The 20,488-nt window shown below is 68.3% G+C and carries 13 protein-coding genes; 7 read left to right on the plus strand and 6 right to left on the minus strand.

Translation table 11 applies throughout. The features are described 5' to 3' along the window. Positions 1–8 precede the first annotated feature (8 nt). The 3 genes from OSC30_RS15735 to OSC30_RS15745 all read right to left on the minus strand — a co-directional run bounded on the left by OSC30_RS15735 (position 9) and on the right by OSC30_RS15745 (position 10,598). Positions 9–2,843 (minus strand): 2-oxoglutarate dehydrogenase E1 component, encoded by a 2,835-nt coding sequence (locus OSC30_RS15735; RefSeq protein ID WP_267172813.1) that lies wholly within the window; start codon positions 2,841–2,843, stop codon positions 9–11. Between the two features lie 330 nt (positions 2,844–3,173). After that, a complete protein-coding gene (locus OSC30_RS15740; RefSeq protein WP_267172814.1) occupies positions 3,174–5,231 on the minus strand; it encodes a response regulator in 2,058 nt (685 codons plus the stop codon). Positions 5,232–5,246: 15 nt separating this feature from the next. Next, positions 5,247–10,598: a HAMP domain-containing protein gene (locus OSC30_RS15745; RefSeq protein WP_267172815.1), complete on the minus strand. Its 5,352-nt coding sequence runs from the start codon at positions 10,596–10,598 to the stop codon at positions 5,247–5,249. Between the two features lie 473 nt (positions 10,599–11,071). Here OSC30_RS15745 and OSC30_RS15750 point away from each other — a divergent pair, with 473 nt between their 5' ends. The 3 genes from OSC30_RS15750 to OSC30_RS15760 are packed head-to-tail and all read left to right on the plus strand — an operon-like array spanning position 11,072 to position 11,928. Next, a complete protein-coding gene (locus tag OSC30_RS15750) occupies positions 11,072–11,383 on the plus strand; it encodes a hypothetical protein (protein WP_267172816.1) in 312 nt (103 codons plus the stop codon). 3 nt (positions 11,384–11,386) lie between these two features. Continuing rightward, on the plus strand, positions 11,387–11,665 hold the full coding sequence (locus tag OSC30_RS15755) for a DUF5985 family protein (protein WP_267172817.1): 279 nt from the start codon (positions 11,387–11,389) through the stop codon (positions 11,663–11,665). Next, positions 11,662–11,928: a DUF5985 family protein gene (locus tag OSC30_RS15760; RefSeq protein ID WP_267172818.1), complete on the plus strand. Its 267-nt coding sequence runs from the start codon at positions 11,662–11,664 to the stop codon at positions 11,926–11,928. Before OSC30_RS15755 ends, OSC30_RS15760 begins: the two co-directional genes overlap by 4 nt. 76 nt (positions 11,929–12,004) lie before the next feature. Here OSC30_RS15760 and OSC30_RS15765 read toward each other — a convergent pair whose 3' ends face one another. Genes OSC30_RS15765 through OSC30_RS15775 form a run of 3 tightly spaced genes read right to left on the minus strand, consistent with a single transcriptional unit; the run spans position 12,005 to position 14,477 of the window. Continuing rightward, positions 12,005–12,508: a DUF7931 domain-containing protein gene (locus tag OSC30_RS15765; protein ID WP_267172819.1), complete on the minus strand. Its 504-nt coding sequence runs from the start codon at positions 12,506–12,508 to the stop codon at positions 12,005–12,007. Beyond that, entirely contained in the window at positions 12,505–13,689 is a 1,185-nt protein-coding gene (locus tag OSC30_RS15770; protein WP_267172820.1) for a ribosomal protein uL16 3-hydroxylase, read from the minus strand. The genes OSC30_RS15765 and OSC30_RS15770 overlap by 4 nt, the downstream gene beginning before the upstream one ends. A 38-nt stretch (positions 13,690–13,727) precedes the next feature. Continuing rightward, positions 13,728–14,477, minus strand: a complete 750-nt coding sequence (locus OSC30_RS15775; protein WP_267172821.1) for a sulfite exporter TauE/SafE family protein — start codon at positions 14,475–14,477, stop codon at positions 13,728–13,730. Between the two features lie 164 nt (positions 14,478–14,641). Here OSC30_RS15775 and OSC30_RS15780 point away from each other — a divergent pair, with 164 nt between their 5' ends. From OSC30_RS15780 to sat, 4 genes are read left to right on the plus strand one after another with little or no spacing between them, the layout of a single operon-like run. Further along, on the plus strand, positions 14,642–16,459 hold the full coding sequence (locus OSC30_RS15780; protein WP_425474759.1) for an assimilatory sulfite reductase (NADPH) flavoprotein subunit: 1,818 nt from the start codon (positions 14,642–14,644) through the stop codon (positions 16,457–16,459). A 3-nt stretch (positions 16,460–16,462) separates the two neighbouring features. Next, complete coding sequence (gene cysI / locus OSC30_RS15785; protein ID WP_267172822.1) at positions 16,463–18,157, plus strand: assimilatory sulfite reductase (NADPH) hemoprotein subunit; 1,695 nt, start codon at positions 16,463–16,465, stop codon at positions 18,155–18,157. Then, a complete protein-coding gene (locus OSC30_RS15790; RefSeq protein WP_267172823.1) occupies positions 18,154–18,876 on the plus strand; it encodes a phosphoadenylyl-sulfate reductase in 723 nt (240 codons plus the stop codon). Before cysI ends, OSC30_RS15790 begins: the two co-directional genes overlap by 4 nt. A gap of 48 nt (positions 18,877–18,924) precedes the next feature. Next, positions 18,925–20,136, plus strand: a complete 1,212-nt coding sequence (sat, locus tag OSC30_RS15795) for a sulfate adenylyltransferase (RefSeq protein ID WP_267172824.1) — start codon at positions 18,925–18,927, stop codon at positions 20,134–20,136. Positions 20,137–20,488: the final 352 nt, after the last annotated feature.

The raw sequence follows: 20,488 nt of genomic DNA on the forward strand, positions 1-20,488 counted from the left end.
TTGGGCCTTTATTCTGCGGAGTAGTCATCGCCGATCGGCGCGACCAGCGCCTGCTCGACGAGTGCCGTCTGCTCGGCAACGTGGGTGTTGAAATGACCGGCGGCCGGCGCCGGGGAACGCCCGCGGCCGGCATAGGAAAGGCTGCGCTTGGCGCCGACACAGGCTTGCAGGTGATGGCGGATCTGGAACCAGGCGCCCTGGTTCATGGGCTCTTCCTGGCACCAGATCACCTCCTTGGCGGCCGGGTACTTGTCCAGCTCGGCGATGACCTCGGGGCGCGGGAACGGATAGAGCTGCTCGACGCGCACGATCGCGACGTCCTTGAGCTCACGCTTGTCCGCGTTCTCGAGCAGGTCGTAGTAGACCTTGCCCGAGCACAGCACCACGCGCTTGACCTTCCTGATGGGAAGTTCGCGGTGCTCCCCGATCACCAATTGGAAGCCGCCCGTGGCCAGCTCCTCCAGCGAGGACACCGCCAGCTTGTGGCGCAGCAGCGACTTGGGCGTCATCACGATCAGCGGCTTGCGTGCCGGGCGCACCATCTGCCGGCGGATCATGTGGAAGGCCTGTGCCGGCGTGGTCGGCACGCATACCTGCATGTTGTCCATCGCGCACAGTTGCAGGAAGCGCTCGAGGCGGGCCGAGGAGTGCTCCGGGCCCTGGCCTTCGTAGCCGTGCGGCAGGAACAGCGCCAGGCCGCACAGGCGATTCCACTTGGCCTCGCCCGAGCTGATGAACTGGTCGATCACCACCTGGGCACCGTTGGCGAAATCGCCGAACTGGCCCTCCCAGATGTGCAGCGTGTAGGGATCGGTGGTCGAGTGGCCGTACTCGAACGCCATCACCGCCTCTTCGGACAGCAGCGAGTCGATCACCTCGACGTCGGCGCCCTCGCGTACGGTGGCCAGCGGCATGTAGGTGTGGCCGTCCTTCTGGTCGTGCAGCACGGCATGGCGGTGGAAGAAGGTGCCACGGCCGGAGTCCTGGCCAACCAGGCGCAGGTTGTAGTCCTGATCGATCAGCGTGGCGTAGGCCAGGTTCTCGGCGAAGCCCCAGTCGGCCGGATGCTCGCCGGCGGCCATCTTGCGGCGGTCGTCGTAGATCTTGGCCACGCGCGGCTGCAACGTCATGTCGGAGGGCAGCTCGAGCAGCTGGTTCGCCAGCTCGACCAGTTTCTGCCTGGCCACGCCGGTATCGGCGGCGGTGGACAGCTTGCCGCCGATGAAGCGGCTCCAGTCCACGTGCACGTCGCGGTCGGGGTTGGCGTCCAGCTCGGTCATCGAACCGCCGGCTTCGAGCCGGTCGCGGTAGGCGTCGAGCTCCTTCTGCGCCTGGCCTTCGGCCAGCACGCCCTCCTTCACCAACTGCTGCGCGTAGAGGTCGCGCGTGGTCGGGCGCTTCTTGATGATCTGGTACATCACCGGCTGCGTGGCCGACGGTTCGTCCGCTTCGTTGTGGCCATGGCGGCGGTAGCAGACCAGGTCGATCACCACGTCCTTGCGGAAGCGCTTGCGGAATTCATTGGCCAGGCGAGTGATTTCGATGACCGCCTCGGGATCGTCCCCGTTCACGTGCAGCACCGGCGCGTTGACCATCTTGGCCAGGTCGGTGCAGTACATGGTCGAGCGCGCGTCCTGCGGATTGGACGTGGTGAAGCCGACCTGGTTGTTGATCACGATGTGCAGGCTGCCGCCGATGCGGAAGCCGCGCGCCTGCGACATCTGGAACAGCTCCATGTTGACGCCCTGGCCGGCAAAGGCCGCGTCGCCATGGATCAGCACCGCCATCGACTGGGTGTGCTCGCCGTCGTGCCGGCGGATCTGCCGCGCGTGCACGGAGCCGGCCACCACCGGGTTGACGATTTCCAGGTGCGAGGGATTGAACGCCAGCGCCACGTGCACGCCGCCGCCGTTGGGCGTGCGTACGTCGGCGGAGAAGCCCATGTGGTACTTCACGTCGCCCGAGTGGGCCGGATCGTCCGGGTGCTCGAACTTGCCCTCGAACTCGTTGAACAGGGTCTTGGGCGGCTTGCCCAGGATGTTGACCAGCACGTTCAGGCGGCCGCGATGGGCCATGCCGATGACCAGGTCCTTGATGCCGTTGTCGCCGGCGGAGGAGACCACGTCGTCCACCATCGGAATCAGGCTGTCGCCGCCTTCCAGCGAGAAGCGCTTCTGGCCGACGTACTTGGTATGCAGGTAGCGCTCCAGGCCCTCGGCGGCGGTCAGGCCCGCCAGCACGCGCTTCTTGCCCTCGGCGTCCAGCCCCGCACTGCCGTTGGCCTGCTCCAGCCGGGTGTAGATCCAGCTGCGCTGCGCGTGGTCGGAGATGTACATGAACTCCGCGCCGATGGTGCTGGCGTAGATCTTCTTCAGGCGCGACAGCAGCTCGCGCAGCTTCATGCGCTGGCCGCCGCCGGCGAACGTGCCGCAGTCGAATTCGGTGTCCAGGTCCGCGTCGGACAGGCCGTGGAAGGGCAGGCCCAGGTCCGGCGCGTCCATCTTGTTGGCCAGGCCCAGCGGGTCGAGGTTGGCGGCCAGGTGGCCGCGCGAACGATAGGCGGTCAGCAGGCGCAGCACCCCGGCCTGCTTGCGCGCGTGGGCATCGTCGACCGGCGCACCGGCCGCGCGGCGCTCCTTCTGCGCCGCTTCGATGCGGGCGATCGCGGCCGAATGGGGAGTGTCGCTGCCGCGACCCTTGAGCGATTCGAAGTAACCGGACCAATCGGCCGTGACCGACGCGGGGTCGGCCAGCCAGGACTCGTAAAGCTGTTCGACGTAATCGGCGTTGCCGCCAGCGAGTTGGGAGGACTCGGAAAACTCGCGAATCAGGTTCGTGCTCACGTCACCACCGGCAGGGAAGGGAGGCTTTGCGGCCGTCCGACTGGGGAAGGGCGAAGGCCGTATGCAATCTTAACGATTATACGCCGGGCCTGCTGCGCCGCGGCAAGCCGGACAAGCTTTCGAGGTCGCGGCGGCACGGTGGATTTCAAGGCCGGCCCGGACCTTTTTGGCATGGCGTGGTGCCTGCGGGCGATCGGGGCGGCCTGCGCGACCGCGGGTGACGGTCCAGCCCTCGTTCAGTTGGTCCGCCATGTGCACCCCGGCCGCGTGGCGAAACCATCATTGGGGACCTGCCAATGCCGTTCCCCAGGGACAGCGGGAACGGATCGGCTATCCGCCGACGTGCCCCGCGGCGGCGATGGCGTCCTGCAACTGCGCAGGCGTGAACGGCTTGGACACCACGATCACCCCTTCGGGCGCTCCGGAGATTGCCGCCGTGTCGGCGTAACCGCTGATGATGATGCCCGGCAGCCCCGGCTTGACCGCGCGCAGCTTGCGGATCACCTCCGAGCCGGACACCAGCGGCATGGCGTAGTCGCTGATGATGAAGTCGATGGAGTGCACGTCGTCGCCCTGGATCAACTGGCTGACGTGCTCGCCGTCGGCGGCGGTGGTGACCTGGTGGCCCAGGTCCTCGAGCATCGCCGCGGTGGTGGCGCGTACGCCCTCGTGGTCGTCCACCAGCAGGATGTTGCGCGCCCGCTTGCGCGGGTCCGGGCCGTCGGCGGGCGCGCTGGCCGGCGGGCGGCGTGCCGCTTCCGGGGAGCGCGGCAACCACAGCTCGACCGTGGTGCCATGGTCCAGCCTGCTTTCCAGGCGCATGGTGCCGCCGGACTGCTGGGCGAAGCCGTACACCATGGACAGGCCCAGGCCGGTGCCCTTGCCGACCGCCTTGGTGGTAAAGAACGGTTCGGTGACGCGCTCGAGCATCTCCGGTGCGATGCCGCAGCCGGTGTCGGACACCGCCAGTACCACGTAGTCGCCGGCTGTGGCGGCGTCACCTCCGGCACCGACGCTGGCGTTGCGGCAGGCGATGCAGATCTTGCCGCCCTCGGGCATGGCGTCGCGGGCGTTGATCACCAGGTTCATCAACGCCAGTTCCAGCTGGGTTTCGTCCGCGTAGGGCGACCACAGGCCCTCCTGCAGCTCCCATTCCAGCGCCACCAGGCCACCGAGCGTATGGGTCAGCAGCTGGGTCACCGTGCCGGAAAGGTTGTCCATCTCCACGCGCGCGGGTTCGAGCTTCTGCTTGCGCGCGAAGGCCAGCAGGCGCGAGACCAGCTCCGCGCCCTGCTGGGCGGCGTGGCGGGTCATCTCCAGCACCTTGCGCTGATCGTCGGCCAGCGCGATGCGTCGTTCGATCAGGCCCAGCCCGCCCAGCACGGCCGCCAGCAGGTTGTTGAAATCGTGCGCGATGCCGCCGGTGAGCTGGCCCAGCGCGTCCATCTTGCGCACGTGCAGCAGCTGGGTTTCGAGGTTCTTGCGATCGGTTACGTCGAGCAGGGTGCCGGCGTACTCGAGCGGGTTGCCCTTGGCGTCGCGCAGCAGCACGGCCTGGTCGAGGAAGTGCTTGTAGCTGCCGTCGGCGCACAGCCAGCGGTACTCCACCGCGTAGGCGCGGCCGTCGCGGCGCGCCTGCAGGGCGCCGATGACGCGCTCGCGGTCTTCCGGATGCAACCGGTCCAGCCATAACGTGGGTTGGGTACCGAGGTCCTCGTAGGCGAAGCCGGTCACCGCGGTGAAGTTGCCGCTGACGAACTTCGGCATGCGCGGCGTCGCCTCGCGATCCTCCAGGTACAACACCAGCGGCAGCGACTGGATGATCGCCGCCTGGCGCTGCTCGGCCAGGCGCAGCTCCTGCTCGGCGCGCAGCCGTTCGGCGTTGGCGCGCAGGTTGGCGTCCAGCAGCTCCTGCTCCTGCCTGGCCTTGCGGCGCACCTCGCGGGTCATCATGTACAGGTCGACGAACACCGTGGCCTTGGAGCGCAGCACCACCGGCTCGACCGGCTTGAACACGTAGTCCACCGCGCCCATCGAGTAGCCGCGGATCAGGTGCTCGGTTTCCTTGTTGACCGCCGACAGGAAGATGATCGGAATGCGCTTGGTCTGCTCGCGCGCGCGGATGATCTGCGCGGTTTCGTAGCCGTCCATGCCGGGCATGTAGACGTCCAGCAGGATCACCGCGAACTCGCCCTTGAGCAGCTGCCGCAGTGCATCCTCGCCGGAGCGGGCCAGCACGACGTCGGCAATGTCCTCCAGCACCGTGCGGATCGCCAGCAGGTTGCGCTCGTCGTCGTCGACGATGAGGATCCGCGCCCGCTCCGACGGTTCGGCCGGATGGCCGCGGCGCAGGTTGGGCGGTGAGGGGCGGAAAACAGGTACGTTCATGGTCAGTGTCCCGCGCTACAGCGCGACGGCGGAAGCCTGCTCGCGCGAGCGGGCCAACCACACGCGCAGCAGGGCCAACAGCAGTTCGATGTCCACCGGCTTGGCGATGTAGTCGGAGGCGCCCGCGTCCAGGCATTTCTGGCGATCGCCCTTCATCGCCTTGGCGGTAACCGCGATCAGCGGCACGTCGGCGAGCGCGGGCTGGGCGCGGATCTGCTGCATCGTTTCGTAGCCGTCCATCTCCGGCATCATGATGTCGATCAGCGCGATGTCGATGCCCGGGGTCTGTTCCAGTATCGCGATGCCCTCGCGGCCGCCTTCGGCATGCAGCACTTCCACGCCGTGGCTTTCCAGCACGCTGGTCAGCGAATAGATGTTGCGGATGTCGTCGTCGACGATGAGCACGCGCGCGCCGCGCAGTTCCAGCACCGGGCGCAGGCCGCCGGCCGGTGCGTCGCCCGGACGCGCCGTGGGCGACTGGCGGACGTGGTCGGCCAGACGGCCGAACAGCCCGGCCAGCTCCTCCGAGGCGGCCGGCTTTTCGGTCACGTCGAATGCGCCCAGACTGAGCGCGGCATCGAGTTTGTCCGCGCCGGAGATCACCTGGATCGGCACGTGCTGGGTCTGCGGGTCGTGCTTGAGCAGGTCCAGCAGCACGAAACCGTCGATGTCCGACAGGCCCAGGTCCAGCGTGATCGCGTTCGGCTGCAGCTTGCGCGCCAACGCCAGGGTGCCGGCGCCGGCAGTGGACACCACGCCCTTGAGCCCGGCCTCGCGGGCAATGTCGAGCAGCACCGAGGCAAAGGTCGGGTCATCCTCGACGATCAGCACGAACGGGGCATCGCCCAGCGCGTCGCGATCGTCGGCGACCTCTGTCGGCGCGGGCAGGGCGCTGGGAACCATGGCGCCGCTGTTGTCGTAGCGCGCGTTGGAGTTGCCCAAGGGCAGGGCGGCCGGCGAGACGGCCTCCAGCGGCACGAACAGGGTAAAAGTCGAGCCCTCGCCTTGGGTCGAGCGCACCTGCAGTTCGCCGCCGATCAGGCGCGCGATCTCGCGGCTGATCGACAGGCCCAGGCCGGTGCCGCCGTACTTTCGGCTGGTGGTGCCGTCGGCCTGCTGGAAGGCTTCGAAGATCAGTTTCTGCTTGTCCTTCGGAATGCCGATGCCGGTGTCGACGACGTCGATCTCGATCGCGCGCTCGGCGTAGCGCAGCACCGGGTGGTGGGGGCTCCAGCCGCCGGTGACCGGGCGCACGGCCAGTGTGACGCTGCCTTCGCCGGTGAACTTGAAGGCGTTGGAGAGCAGGTTGAGCACCACCTGCTGCAGGCGCTTCTCGTCGGTGCGGATGGACGCCGGCAGCGCCGGATCGAACTCCGCCCTGAACTCCAGGTTCTTGTCGCTGGCCAGCTGGCGGAAGGTGCGTTCCATGTGCAGCTTGAGCCCGCTGAGCGGCATGTCGCCGATCTCGATGGAAACCGTGCCGGACTCGATCTTGGACAGATCCAGGATGTCGTTGATCAGGTTCAGCAGGTCGGAGCCGGCCGAGTGGATGGTGCGGGCGAACTCGGTCTGCTTTTCGCTCAGGTTGCCCTGCGGGTTGTCCGCCAGCAGGCGCGAAAGGATCAGCAGCGAATTGAGCGGGGTGCGCAGCTCGTGGCTCATGTTGGCCAGGAATTCGGACTTGTACTTGGAGGTGAGCGACAACTGCTCGGCCTTTTCCTCCACCGCGCGGCGGGCCATCTCGATCTCGAAGTTCTTGGCCTCCACCTGCTTCTTCTCGTTCTCCAGCAGTTGCGCCTTTTCCTGCAGTTCCTCGTTGGTCGTGTGCAGCTCTTCCTGCTTGGTGGTCAGCTCGGTCTGGCGCGCCTGCAGTTCCGTGGTGAGCAACTGCGATTGCTGCAGAAGGCCCTCGGTACGCATCGTGGCGGCGATGGTGTTGAGCACGATGCCGACCGATTCCATCAACTGGTCGAGGAAGTTCTGGTGGGTCTCGTTGAAGCGGTTGAACGAGGCCAGCTCGATCACCGCCTTGACGTCGTCCTCGAACAGCGCCGGCAGGATCGTCACGTTGGCCGGCGCCGCATGGCCCAGCCCCGAGCCGATGCGGATGAAATTGTCGGGAATGTCGGTCAGCAGCATCGCCCGCTTGTCGGCGGCGCACTGGCCGACCAGGCCTTCGCGCAGCTTGAAGGTCGGCTTGAGCTGGTCCTTGCTCTCGGCGCCGTAGCTGGCGACCAGGTCCAGAACCGTTTCGTTGTCCTCGCGGCGGGCCACGTAGAACACGCCGTATTGCGCGTTCACCAGCGGCGCGAGCTCCGACATGATCAGGTTGGACACCGTCGCCAGGTCGCGCACGCCCTGCAGCATGCGCGAGAAGCGCGCCAGGTTGGTCTTGAGCCAGTCCTGCTCCGCATTCTTCAAGGTCTGGTCCTTGAGGTTGCGGATCATCTCGTTGATGTTGTCCTTCAGCGCGGCCATCTCGCCCGAAGCCGCCACCGCGATCGAGCGCGAGAGGTCGCCCTTGGTCACCGCGGTCGCCACGTCGGCGATCGAGCGCACCTGGTTGGTCAGGTTGGCGGCGAGCTGATTGACGTTGTCGGTGAGGTCGCGCCACAGGCCCGCGGCGCCGGGCACGCGCGCCTGGCCGCCGAGCTTGCCCTCGATGCCCACCTCGCGCGCCATGTTGGTGACCTGGTCGGCGAAGGTGGCGAGCGTCTCGATCATGCCGTTGATGGTTTCGGCCAGCGCGGCGATCTCGCCCTTGGCGTCCACCGCCAGCTTGCGCTTGAGGTTGCCCTGCGCCACCGCGGTCACCACCTCGGCGATGCCGCGCACCTGGTTGGTCAGGTTGGTGGCCATCAGGTTGACGTTGTCGGTCAGGTCCTTCCAGGTGCCGCCCACGCCGGGCACCTGCGCCTGCCCGCCGAGCTTGCCCTCGGTGCCCACTTCGCGGGCCACGCGGGTCACCTCGGAGGCAAACGAGTTCAACTGGTCGACCATCACGTTGATGGTGTCCTTGAGCGCGGCGATCTCGCCCTTGACGTCCACCGTGATCTTCCTGGACAGGTCGCCGCGGGCCACCGCGGTGGTGACGTCCGCGATGTTGCGCACCTGGCCGGTGAGGTTTTCGGCCATCAGGTTGACGTTGTCGGTGAGATCGGCCCAGGTGCCGGCCACGCCGCGCACCTGCGCCTGGCCGCCGAGCTTGCCTTCGGTACCCACCTCGCGCGCCACGCGGGTCACTTCGGAGGCGAACGAATTGAGCTGATCGACCATCGTATTGATGGTGTTCTTCAGCTCCAGGATCTCGCCCTTGACGTCCACGGTGATCTTCTTGGACAGATCACCCAGTGCCACCGCGGTGGTCACCTCGGCGATGTTGCGCACCTGGCCGGTGAGGTTGGCCGCCATCGCGTTGACGTTGTCGGTCAGGTCCTTCCAGGTGCCGCCGACGCCTTCCACCCGCGCCTGGCCACCGAGCTTGCCTTCCGAACCCACCTCGCGGGCCACGCGGGTCACCTCGGAGGCGAACGCGTTGAGCTGGTCCACCATCACGTTGATGGTGTTCTTCAGCTCCAGGATCTCGCCCTTGACCTCCACCGTGATCTTCTTGGACAGGTCGCCACGCGCCACCGCGGTGGTCACCTCGGCGATGTTGCGCACCTGGCCGGTGAGGTTGCCGGCCATCAGGTTGACGTTGTCGGTCAGGTCCTTCCAGGTGCCGGCGACGCCCGGTACCTGCGCCTGGCCGCCGAGCTTGCCTTCGGAGCCCACTTCGCGCGCCACGCGGGTCACTTCGGAGGCGAACGAGTTGAGCTGGTCCACCATCGTGTTGATGGTGTCCTTGAGCGTGAGGATCTCGCCCTTGACGTCCACGGTGATCTTCTTGGAAAGATCGCCGCGGGCCACCGCCACGGTCACCTCGGCGATGTTGCGCACCTGGCCGGTGAGGTTGTCGGCCATCAGGTTGACGTTGTCGGTCAGGTCGGCCCAGGTGCCGGCTACGCCGGGCACGGTCGCCTGGCCACCGAGCTTGCCCTCGGTGCCCACCTCGCGCGCCACGCGGGTCACTTCCGAGGCGAATGCGTTCAACTGGTCCACCATCGTGTTGATGGTGTTCTTCAGTTCCAGGATCTCGCCCTTGACCTCCACCGTGATCTTCTTGGAGAGGTCGCCCGAGGCCACCGCGGTGGTCACCTCAGCGATGTTGCGCACCTGGCCGGTGAGGTTGTCGGCCATCAGGTTGACGTTGTCGGTCAGGTCGGCCCACGTGCCGGCCACGCCGGGTACCTGCGCCTGGCCGCCGAGCTTGCCCTCGGTACCCACTTCGCGGGCCACGCGGGTCACTTCTGAGGCGAACGAGTTCAGCTGGTCCACCATCACGTTGATGGTGTCCTTGAGCGCGAGAATCTCGCCCTTGACCTCCACCGTGATCTTCTTGGACAGGTCGCCGCGCGCCACCGCCGTGGTCACCTCGGCGATGTTGCGCACCTGCCCGGTGAGGTTGTCGGCCATCAGGTTGACGTTGTCGGTGAGGTCCTTCCAGGTGCCGGCGACGCCCGGCACCTGGGCCTGGCCGCCGAGCTTGCCTTCGGTACCCACCTCGCGCGCCACGCGGGTCACTTCGGAGGCGAACGAGTTGAGCTGGTCCACCATGGTGTTGATGGTGTTCTTGAGCTCGAGGATCTCGCCCTTGACCTCCACCGTGATTTTTTTTGACAAATCGCCGGAGGCCACCGCGGTGGTCACCTCGGCGATGTTGCGCACCTGGCCGGTGAGGTTGGTGGCCATCGCGTTGACGTTGTCGGTCAGGTCCTTCCAGGTGCCGGCCACGCCCTTCACGGTCGCCTGGCCACCGAGCTTGCCCTCGGTGCCGACTTCGCGCGCCACGCGGGTGACCTCGGAAGCGAACGAGGCCAGCTGCGCCACCATCGTATTGACCACCTTGCCGATGCGCAGGAACTCGCCGCGCAGCGGGCGGCCATCGATCTCCACCGTCATGGTCTGCGACAGGTTGCCCTTGGCCACCGCGCCGATCACGCGCGCGACCTCCGCGGTGGGCTGGACCATGTCCTCGATCAGGTTGTTGACCGAGCGGATCGCGCTTTCCCAGCCGCCGGTGGCGGCCTTGACGCGGCCGCGCTGGTTGATGCGGCCTTCCTTGCCGACCACGACCGAAAGCCGCTCGAGCTCCTCGGTGAGCTGCCGGTTGAAGCCGACCACCTCATTGAACAGCCTGGCCACTTCGGGGTCGGCGTCCGGGCCGTTCTCGGGCAGGCGCACGCTGAAGTCGCCGCTGCGCAGGCTGTGCAGGGCGGCGATGAGTTGGGGGCGGTCGACCCGTTCTTGGCGAATTTCGGCGTTCACATGAGTCTCCCGTCGTGACAGTCCCGCCCAGGTCGAATCATGAATCCCTTTGTGGGGTGGCGCCTGGCGATTGGAGGGCAAGCCGCCGAGGTTGCGCGTCCCACGCTGAACCCATGCTTCAACCGGTCCTATGCGAAGGCTACGCGCCCGGACGAAAAACGCGCCACGCAGGTGCCCGTTCTGCGACATGGTCGCGCCTGTCCGGATTCACGCCTCCCCACGGCATTCCTTGCCTGGTGGTACATCGGGCCTCTAGGCCGCCGAACTTTATAGCATGGGCCGGGTTGGCTTCCCGGAAGCCAGACCATAGAATGCGAGCGGCCATTTGCAGCAGGTCGCTCCGTTCGGGATCGGCTTTTGGGTGGGAGGGGCAAGCTCACGTTGATCCGTCAGACAAGGGGGCAATTGTCGGAATGCCATTGGAGAAGGATGTAGCCGGTTTCCTGCGGTCGACATTCCGGTCCATCTGGTCGATGGAGCTGCTGTTCCTGCTGCTGCGCGATCCCGCGCGCTGCTGGTCTTCCCCGGAACTGGTCGACGCGTTGCGAGCCAGCGAATTGGTCGTAAGCCAGGCCGTGGAATCGCTCCACGCCGCCGGCCTGATCGTGCGCGAAAGCGACGATCTGGTGCGCTACGGCCCCGCCTCCGAAGATCTGCACGAGCTGGTCGAGGCCTCGCAGGCGCTCTACGTCCGTTCTCCCGATGCCGTGTTGCGCCTGATCATGCGATCCCGGTCAGACAACCTCGTCGCGTTCGCCGACGCTTTCCGCTTCCGCAAGGACTAGCGCGTGTCCCAATACTTCGCACCGGCGGTCTACCTGTTGTGCTTCCTCGCCAGCACGGTCTGTGCGGTGATGCTGGGTCGAAGTTTCCATCGCACCCGCGCAGGGTTGCTGTTCTGGAGCGCGCTGTGCTTCCTGCTGCTGGCGATGCAGAACCTGCTGCTGGTGCTGGACCTGATCGTTTTTCCCGGTTCGGTCGACCTTGCGGTCCCGCGTTCCCTGCTCTCGCTGGCGGCGGTGGCGACATTGCTGTTCGGCTTCATCTGGAACGGAGAAGGGGAATGACGCTGCTGATCTATTACCTCTCCGGCGCGGTCACGCTCGGCTTCTTTGCCGCGAGCCTGTTCTTCCTGCGTTTCTGGCGGCGCACCCGCGACACGCTGTTCCTGGCCTTCTCGCTGGCGTTCGGGTTGCTGGGCCTGGCGCAGAGCCTCATCGCGGTCACCAACGTCTATTTCGAAGACCGCAGCTTCGCCTACCTGATCCGGCTGGCCGCCTTTGCGGTCATCATCGTGGCGATCGGGCGCAAGAACCGGAAGACATCCTGACGCACAGGGTGGGCTTCAACCCACCGTCGATCTCGCTGCAAGGAAACGGTGGGCCGAAGCCCATCCTACGCCCGCCCTACAGATCCAGTGGTTGCAGGATGCGCGCGCGCTCGGCGCGCTCCCACATTTCGTCGAACTGCTGGCGCAGCGGCGCCCAGCCCGGGCGATCGGCCAGTGCGGCGCGGCCCTGCGGGCGTTCGGCATCGGGCAGGAACAGGTAGCCGCCGGCGTCGGTGAGCAGGCAGGACGAGGGGTTGCCCAGGTCGATCTCCTCGACCGGCACGCGCACCAGGATCACGCTGGGCAACCGTTGCATCAGCAGGATCAGTCGATGGCTGTCGCGCAGCGCGGCGGCCGGTTCGCTCAGCAGCAGGCGGATCTGCGCGCCGCGGCCAGCGGTGGCGAGGCGGCGCAGTTCGGCGAGCTCCCCGGTGCCGGCATATGTGGTGGCGTCCAGGCGTGGCAGGCGGATATCCACCTGCCGACGCGCCTGCGCCAGCAGGGCGAGGCGCGCGGCAGCCAGTTCGGCAGCGTCGCCTGCCGGCAGCAGGTTGTCGGAGCCGTCGGCCTCCAGGGTCACCGCCGCCCCTTGCGCGGCACCAGGTGGCCGTCGTTGACGAGTGCGAGCAGCAGTGCCGATCCATCGTCCCCGGGCACGTCTTCGAAGGCGAGCGTGCGCTCGGCGCATAGCCGGCGAGCCAGCTCGACCGGGGCAGGGTAGGCCAGGCCATTGGCAAACAGCACCGCGCCGCGCCGGCCACGGCTCCAGGCCAGCCGCGACCAGGGATGGCGCAGCAATGCCGCGCCCTCTGCCAGGCGCTTGCGCAGGACGGGCAGGGTCATCGGCCGGGCCGGCGGCGCGGGTGTCTGCGCGTTGCGGTAGCGGGTGATGAAGCGGCCGAACCAGTCGCGCAGGCCGTCCTCGTCCAGCGCGCTGGCGAACGGCAGCGCGGTACGCAGGCGCGCGAGCGCCGCCGCGTCGATTTCGCCAGCGGCGCGCGCCGGGGCAAGATCCGGGTCGGTATAGCGCTGCGATTCGTCCAGCCGCTCGGCCAGGTAGTCGGCCAGGTCGCCGGTCAGTTCGGCCCGGGACGGCGCGCGCATGCCAATGGAGAAGGTCATGCACGGGCCGCCGAAGGCCACGCCGTCGTGCGGCACGCCCGGCGGCAGGTAGAGCATGTCGCCCGGTTCCAGCAGCCATTCGTGCGTGGGCTCGAAGTGCGCCAGCTGCTTGAGCTCGATGTCGGGACGGAAATCCTTCGGCGCGTCCGGGTCGGTGCTGATCGCCCAGTGCCGCTGGCCCAGGCCCTGCAGCAGGAACACGTCGTACTGGTCGACGTGCGCACCGACGCCGCCGCCCGGTTCGGCGTAGGACACCATCACGTCGTCGACGCGCCAGCTGGGCAGGAAGCGGAAGTGCTCCAGCAATTGCGCCACGTCGGCGTCCCACTTGTCCACGTCCTGCACCAGCAGGGTCCAGTTGCTCTCGGGTGTGCGGGCGAAATCGGCCTCGTCGAGCGGACCGCTCTTCACCGACCAGCGATCGCGCTTGTCGTCGTGCACGATCAGCCGCGACAGCGCGCCGTCCTCGCAGGCCAGGCCGCCCAGGTCGTCCGGCTGCAGCGGTGGCTGGAAACCGGGGAAGGCGTTGCGGATCAGCAGCGGGTGCTTCTGCCAGTAGTCGCGCAGGAACTGCGCGGGCGTCATGCCGAGCGGCTGTTTCGCCGAGCCGCGGACTTCGATGGGGAGTGGGTCGTTCATCCGCGCATTGTAAGGCGTGCCTGCAGCGGAGGCTGCGTCTAACCGAACGCCTTCACGACGTTGCTCACGCCCAGCCCCAATACCGCGATCGCCGCCATCACCGTGGCCACCCGCGCCGGCATGCGCCGGGCGAACACCGCGCCCACCGGCGCGGCCAGCACGCCGCCGGCGATCAGCCCGAGCACCGCCGTGCCATGGCTGAGGCCGATCATCAGCAAAAAGCTCAGGCTGGCGGCGATACTCACCACGCACTTGGCCAGGTGCACGGTGCCGATCACCATGCGCGGCGTGGCGCCGCGGGCGACCAGCGTGGTCACGGTCAGCGCGCTCCAGCCGCCGCCGGCGATCGCGTCGGCAAAGCCAGCACCCAGGCCAAGCACCGGCGTGCCGCGCGGCACGTCCGGGCCCGGCGGGCGACCCAGCGCGCCGCGCAACAGCAGGAACACGCCCATGCCCAGCAGGTAGGGCGTCAGCGCCAGGCGCATCCAGTCCGCCGGCACGTGCACCACCACCGCGGCACCGACCACCGCGCCGATCACACCGGGAATGGCCAGCATCCAGAACAGCCGCCAGCGCACGTTGCCGGCGAGCCAGTGGCTCAGGCCCGACGCGCCGCAGGTGAAGGCCTCGGCCTGGTGCACGCTCGCGGTGGCAGTCACCGGCGGCACGCCCAGGCCCAGCAGCATCGCCGCCGACGCCACGCCGTAGGCCATTCCCAGCGCGCCGTCGACCAGCTGTGCCAACGCGCCGACGGCGGCGAAAGTGAGGAACTCGACAGGGACAGTCATCGATGCGCGAAGGCGAGGGGGTCGCTGGAGTATTCAAAGCGCTGCCCATGCGCGGAAATGAGGGCCTGGTATATGCACATGCCGAGCTGTCCTTTCCCTGGCGCCGACACGACGCCCTAGATTGTCCGGGCCCTCCATTGAGACGTCCAAAAGGACAAGAACGCGTGAATGCGCTGGTTGCCCCGGAGCCGTTGCCCGTCGCCCTGAGTGCGGAAAAGACCTCCTTGCTCGCACGGCTGGTCGACGGACTGGCCGCCGACGAGCTGTACTGGATCGCCGCCTGGAGCGCCGCCCGCGCAGGGCAGGCACGGCACGGCCTGCGGCGCGCGGACACCGCGCCGGCGACAGCGCCGGATCCCTCGCGCCTGACCCTTCTCTACGGCAGCCAGACCGGCAACGCCAAGCGCCTGGCCGAACAGTTCGCCGCGCGCAGCGAGTCGGGTGGCTTGCCCGTGCGGCTGATTCGCGCCGATGCCTACCCGCTGCGCGAACTGGCGAAGGAAACGCACCTGCTGATCGTGATCAGCACGCAGGGCGAGGGCGAGCCGCCGGACGACGCCCGCGGCCTGGTCGAGTTCATCGCCGGCAAGCGCGCGCCCCGGCTGACGGGCCTGCGCTACGCGGTGCTGGGACTGGGCGATTCGAGCTATCCGCAGTTCTGCGCGATCGGCCGCCAGTTGGACGAGCGCCTGGCCGAACTCGGCGCCACCCGCTTCGCGCCGCTGGGCGAAGCGGACGTCGATATCGATGCGTCCGCCGCGCCCTGGTCGGTCGGTGCGCTGGAGCAGGCCCGCCAGTCGCTCGGCACGGCCACGCCCGCTACCGTGCGCAGCGCCACCGTGCCCGCACCGGGTGGGCGCGGCCTGCCGTCGCGCGAGCAACCGTTCGCCGCCAGCGTGCTGGCCAACCAGCGCATCGTCTCGCGCGACAGCGCGCGCGCCGTGCATCACCTGGAGCTGTCGCTGGAAGGCTCGGGGCTGCGCTATGCACCCGGCGATGCCATCGGCATCCGGCCCACCAATCCGCCTGCGCTGGTCGGACAGTGGCTGCAGGCGTTGCGGCTGGACGGTGGCGAGGACGTCGCGCACGCGGGCCGCACGCTGCCGCTGGCGCAATGGCTCGGCCAGGAATGCGAGCTGACCCGGCTCACCCGCGCCTTCGTCGCGGCGCACGCCGCCGCCAGCGGCCATGCCGACCTGATGCGCGTGCTGCGCACGGAGCACGCTGCCGCGTTCGCCGGGCTGCTGGCCAGCCATCAGCCGATCGACTTGCTGCACCGCTACCCCGGCCCCTGGCGCGCGTCCGACCTGGTCGCTGCGCTGCGCCCGCTCACGCCGCGGCTGTACTCGATCGCTTCCAGCCCGCGCGCAGTCGGCGAGGCGGAGGTGCACCTGACGGTCGCGCGAATCGAGTACGAAGCCTTTGGCGCGCCGCACTGGGGTGCCGCTTCGGCCTTTCTCTCGGCGCTGGCCGAAGACGCCACCGTGCCGGTGTTCATCGAATCCAACGACCGCTTCCGGCTGCCGGCCGACGATGCCCGCGACATCATCATGATCGGCCCGGGCACCGGCGTGGCGCCGTTCCGCGCCTTCGTGCAGGACCGCCGCGAAACCGGCGCCCGCGGGCGCAACTGGCTGTTCTTTGGCAACCGCCATTTCACCCGCGATTTCCTCTACCAGGTGGAATGGCAGGAAGCGCTGAAGAGCGGTGCGCTGCATCGGCTCGATCTCGCCTTCTCGCGCGACGGCGCGCGCAAGACCTATGTCCAGCATCGTTTGCGGGAACAGGGCAGGCAGCTCTACGCCTGGCTGGAAGACGGCGCGCACCTGTACGTATGTGGCGACGCCAGCCACATGGCCAGGGATGTGCACGATGCATTGATCGATATTGCCGTCGCGCATGGCGGCCATTCCCCCGACGCGGCCAGTGCCTGGCTCGCCGACCTTCTCACCCAGGGACGCTACGTCCGCGACGTGTACTGACCGATGCCCACGCTCTCCGAACTCGAACACATCAAGGCAGCGAGCCGGCAACTGCGCGGCTCCATCGCCGAGGGCCTGGCCGACGCCGTCACCGGCGCCATCGGCGCGGCCGATACCAAGCTGCTGAAGTTCCACGGCAGCTACCAGCAGGACGACCGCGAACTGCGCGAGGAACGCCGCAGGCAAAAGCTCGAACCGCTGTACGCCTTCATGCTGCGCGCCCGACTGCCCGGCGGCGTGGTCACGCCGGCGCAGTGGCGGGTGTTCGACCGGCTTGCCAGCGAATACGCCAGCAGCGGCCTGCGCATCACCACGCGGCAGACCTTCCAGTGGCACGGCATCCTCAAGCGCGACCTGAAAGCCACCATCGCGGCGATCCACCACGCCATGGCCAGCACCATCGCCGCCTGCGGCGACGTGCTGCGCAACGTGGTCAGCACGCCGCTGCCGGTGCAGTCGGCGGCGCATGCCGAGGCCTATGCCTGGGCGGCGAAACTCTCCGAAGAACTGGCGCCGCGGACCACCGCGTACCACGAGCTGTGGCTGGACGGCGAAAAGCTGGCCGGCGAGCCGGAGCCCGAGCCGCTGTACGGCAAGGCCTATCTGCCGCGCAAGTTCAAGATCGGCCTGGCCATCCCGCCGCTCAACGACATCGACGTGTTCGCGCAGGACCTGGGGCTGATCGCGATCGCCGAGGATGGCAGGCTCGCCGGTTTCAACCTCGCCATTGGCGGCGGCATGGGCGCCACGCACGGCGATCCGGCGACCTATCCGCGCCTGGCCGAGGTGATCGGCTTCGTCACGCCCGACCAGCTGCGCGATGCCGCCGGGCAGATCATCGCGATCCAGCGCGACTGGGGCGACCGCAGCGAGCGCAAGCACGCGCGCCTGAAGTACACACTCGACGACCGCGGCACCGACGTGTTCAAGGCCGAACTGGAACGCCGCCTGGGCTTCGCCCTGCAGCCGGTGCGGCCCTACCGCTTCGACCACAACGGCGACCGCTACGGCTGGCTGCAGGGCGAGGACGGCCGCTGGCACCTGACCCTGCACATCGAGTCAGGCCGCCTGCAGGATCGCGGCGAACAAAGGCTGCTCAGCGGCATGCGCGAGCTGGCCGGCGTGCACACCGGCGATTTCCGCCTCACCTGCAACCAGAACGTGATCATCGCCAACGTGGAGGCGGGCGACCGCGCGCGCATCGACGCCATCGTCGCGGCGCACGGCATGGACGGCTACCGCCGCCAGAGCGCCATCCGCCGCCACGCCATCGCCTGCGTGGCGCTGCCCACCTGCGGGCTCGCCATGGCCGAGAGCGAGCGCTACCTGCCGACGCTCCTGGAGAAACTCGAGGCGCGGCTGGATCGCCACGGCCTGTGCGATGCGCCGATCCTGCTGCGCCTGTCCGGCTGCCCCAATGGCTGCTCGCGGCCGTACCTGGGCGAGATCGCGCTGGTCGGCCGCGCCCCCGGCCGCTACGACCTGCGACTGGGTGCCGACGCCGTCGGCCAGCGCCTCAATCGCCTGTACCGGGAGAACGTGGACGAAGCGGCCATTCTCGACGCGCTCGAACCGCTGTTCGCCCGTTATGCCGCCGAACGCACGGCAGGCGAGGGTTTCGGCGACTTCCTTCTGCGCTGCGGTGTCCTGGCCGGTGGCTCACCTGCGCGGCACATTCCGACCGAGGTGAGCGCATGAGCGCGGCGCTGTTCCGGCAAGCCGCGCGGGAGCCGCAGGCGCTGGCCGAAGTCAACGCGCGGCTGGCCGGGCTCGACGCCGAGGCCCGCGTCGCCTGGGCGCTGGAGCACGTGCCGGGCGAGCACGTGCTGTCGTCCAGTTTCGGTGCGCAGGCGGCCGTGTCGCTGCACATGGTCACGCGGCAGCGGCCGGATATCCCGGTGGTGCTGATCGACACCGGCTACCTGTTTGCGGAAACCTACCGCTTCGTCGATGAGCTCGCCGCGCGCTTCGATCTCAACCTCAAGACCTACCGCGCCCCGCTGGGCCCGGCCTGGATGGAGGCCCGCCACGGCCGGCTGTGGGAGCAGGGCATCGAGGGCCTGGACCGCTACAACCGGATGCGCAAGGTCGAGCCGATGCAGCGGGCGCTGGCCGAGCTGGGCGCCGTCGGCTGGTTCGCCGGCCTGCGCCGCAGCCAGGCGCGCACCCGCGCCGACGTGGCCTTCGCCGAGCATCGCCATGGCCGCTGGAAATTCCATCCGCTGGCCGACTGGCTCGATCGCGACGTGGGGATTTACCTCAAGCGCCACGGCTTGCCGTATCACCCGCTGTGGGACCAAGGCTACACCTCGATCGGCGATGTGCACACCAGCCACCGCTGGGAGCCGGGAATGGATCCGGAAGACACCCGCTTCTTCGGTCTCAAGCGTGAATGCGGCCTGCACAATATCGTCTGAGCGCTGCACTAGCCTTGGGCAGGGATCGGTCATGGGAGGACAGGCGACATGCGCGTGACGGCCTTCGCGGATACCGGCGCCACCGGCCGGCTGATCGAGCCGCATGGTGGCCGGCTCAAGGATCTCTACCTGCCGCCGGAGGAGGCCGAGGCGCTGAAGCAGCGCGTCGATACCTTGCCATCGCTGCAACTCGATACGCGCCAGCTATGCGACCTGGAATTGCTGCTGTCGGGGGCGTTCTCGCCGCTGGAAGGTTTCCTCGACCGCCGCGACTACAGCGGTGTGGTCGAGAACATGCGCCTGGCCGACGGCGCGCTGTGGCCGATGCCGATCACGCTGGACGTGGACGAGGCATTCTCGGCCGGCCTCTCGCCCGGCAGCGAGGTGGTGTTGCGCGATGGCGAAGGCCGACCGCTGGCCGTACTCCAGGTGCGTGACATCTATTGGCCGGACCGCCGGCACGAGGCGCTGCACGTATTCGGCACCAGCGACCGCACGCACCCGGGCGTGGCCGAATTGCTCGAGCGTACCCGGCCGGTCTACCTGGGCGGCCGCGTGACCGGCATCCAGCCGCCCGCGCACCCGGACTTCGCCGAACTGCGCGACACCCCGCGCAGCCTGCGCGCCTGGTTCGAGGCCAACGGCTGGAGCCGCATCGTCGCCTTCCAGACCCGCAACCCCATGCATCGCGCGCATCGCGAGCTGACCCTGCGCGCCGCCGAGCAGGTTGGCGCCCGCCTGCTGATCCAGCCCTCGGTCGGCCGTACCAAACCGGACGACGTCGATTACTCCACCCGCGTGCGCTGCTACCGTGCGCTGCTGGCGCACTATCCCGAAGGCCAGGCCAAGCTCTCGCTGCTGCCGCTGGCCATGCGCATGGGCGGCCCGCGCGAAGCGATGTGGCACGCGCTCATCCGCAAGAACTACGGCGCCAGCCACTTCATCGTCGGGCGCGACCATGCCGGGCCGGGCAAGGACGCCAGCGGCAAGCCGTTCTATGGACCGTACGAAGCCCAGCAGCTGCTGGAGCAGCACCAGGACGAACTCGGCATCCGCATCGTGCCGTTCCCGGCGATGGTGTATGCGGTCAACCGCGACGCCTACATCCCCGTCAACGAGGTAACGCCTGTCGACGAGGTGCGCGACATCTCCGGCACCGAACTGCGGCGCCGCCTGCGCGAGGGCAGCGAGATCCCCGCCTGGTTCTCCTTCCCCGACGTGGTGAAGATCCTGCGCGAGCAGCATCCGGTCAGGCGGTAACCCTTGCTCCCTCTCCCCAGAGGGTAGAGGGAGCAGAAGCGAGGCTCGCGGCTGATGCTTCTTCTCCGAGGCGATGACGACCCTGCGCGAGCAGCGTCGGGTCAGGCCGTAGCCTTACTCCCTCTCCCCTCCGGGGAGAGGGCTGGGGTGAGGCTCTGGGAAGAGGGCTGGGGTGAGGCGCCGGAGCTTGCGGGGAACGGTGCGCGTGCGATTCTTTCGATCTTCAAGAAAACCAAGAGCTTTCACCCAGCCCAAGCCAACATCTTCGCGAGCCCCGCCCCCTCACCCCAACCCTCTCCCCGGAGGGGAGAGGGAGCAGAAGCGAGGCTCGCGGCTGATGCTTCTTCTCCGA

This window comes from Frateuria hangzhouensis (genome assembly GCF_026410505.1).
GTDB lineage: Bacteria > Pseudomonadota > Gammaproteobacteria > Xanthomonadales > Rhodanobacteraceae > Frateuria_A > Frateuria_A hangzhouensis.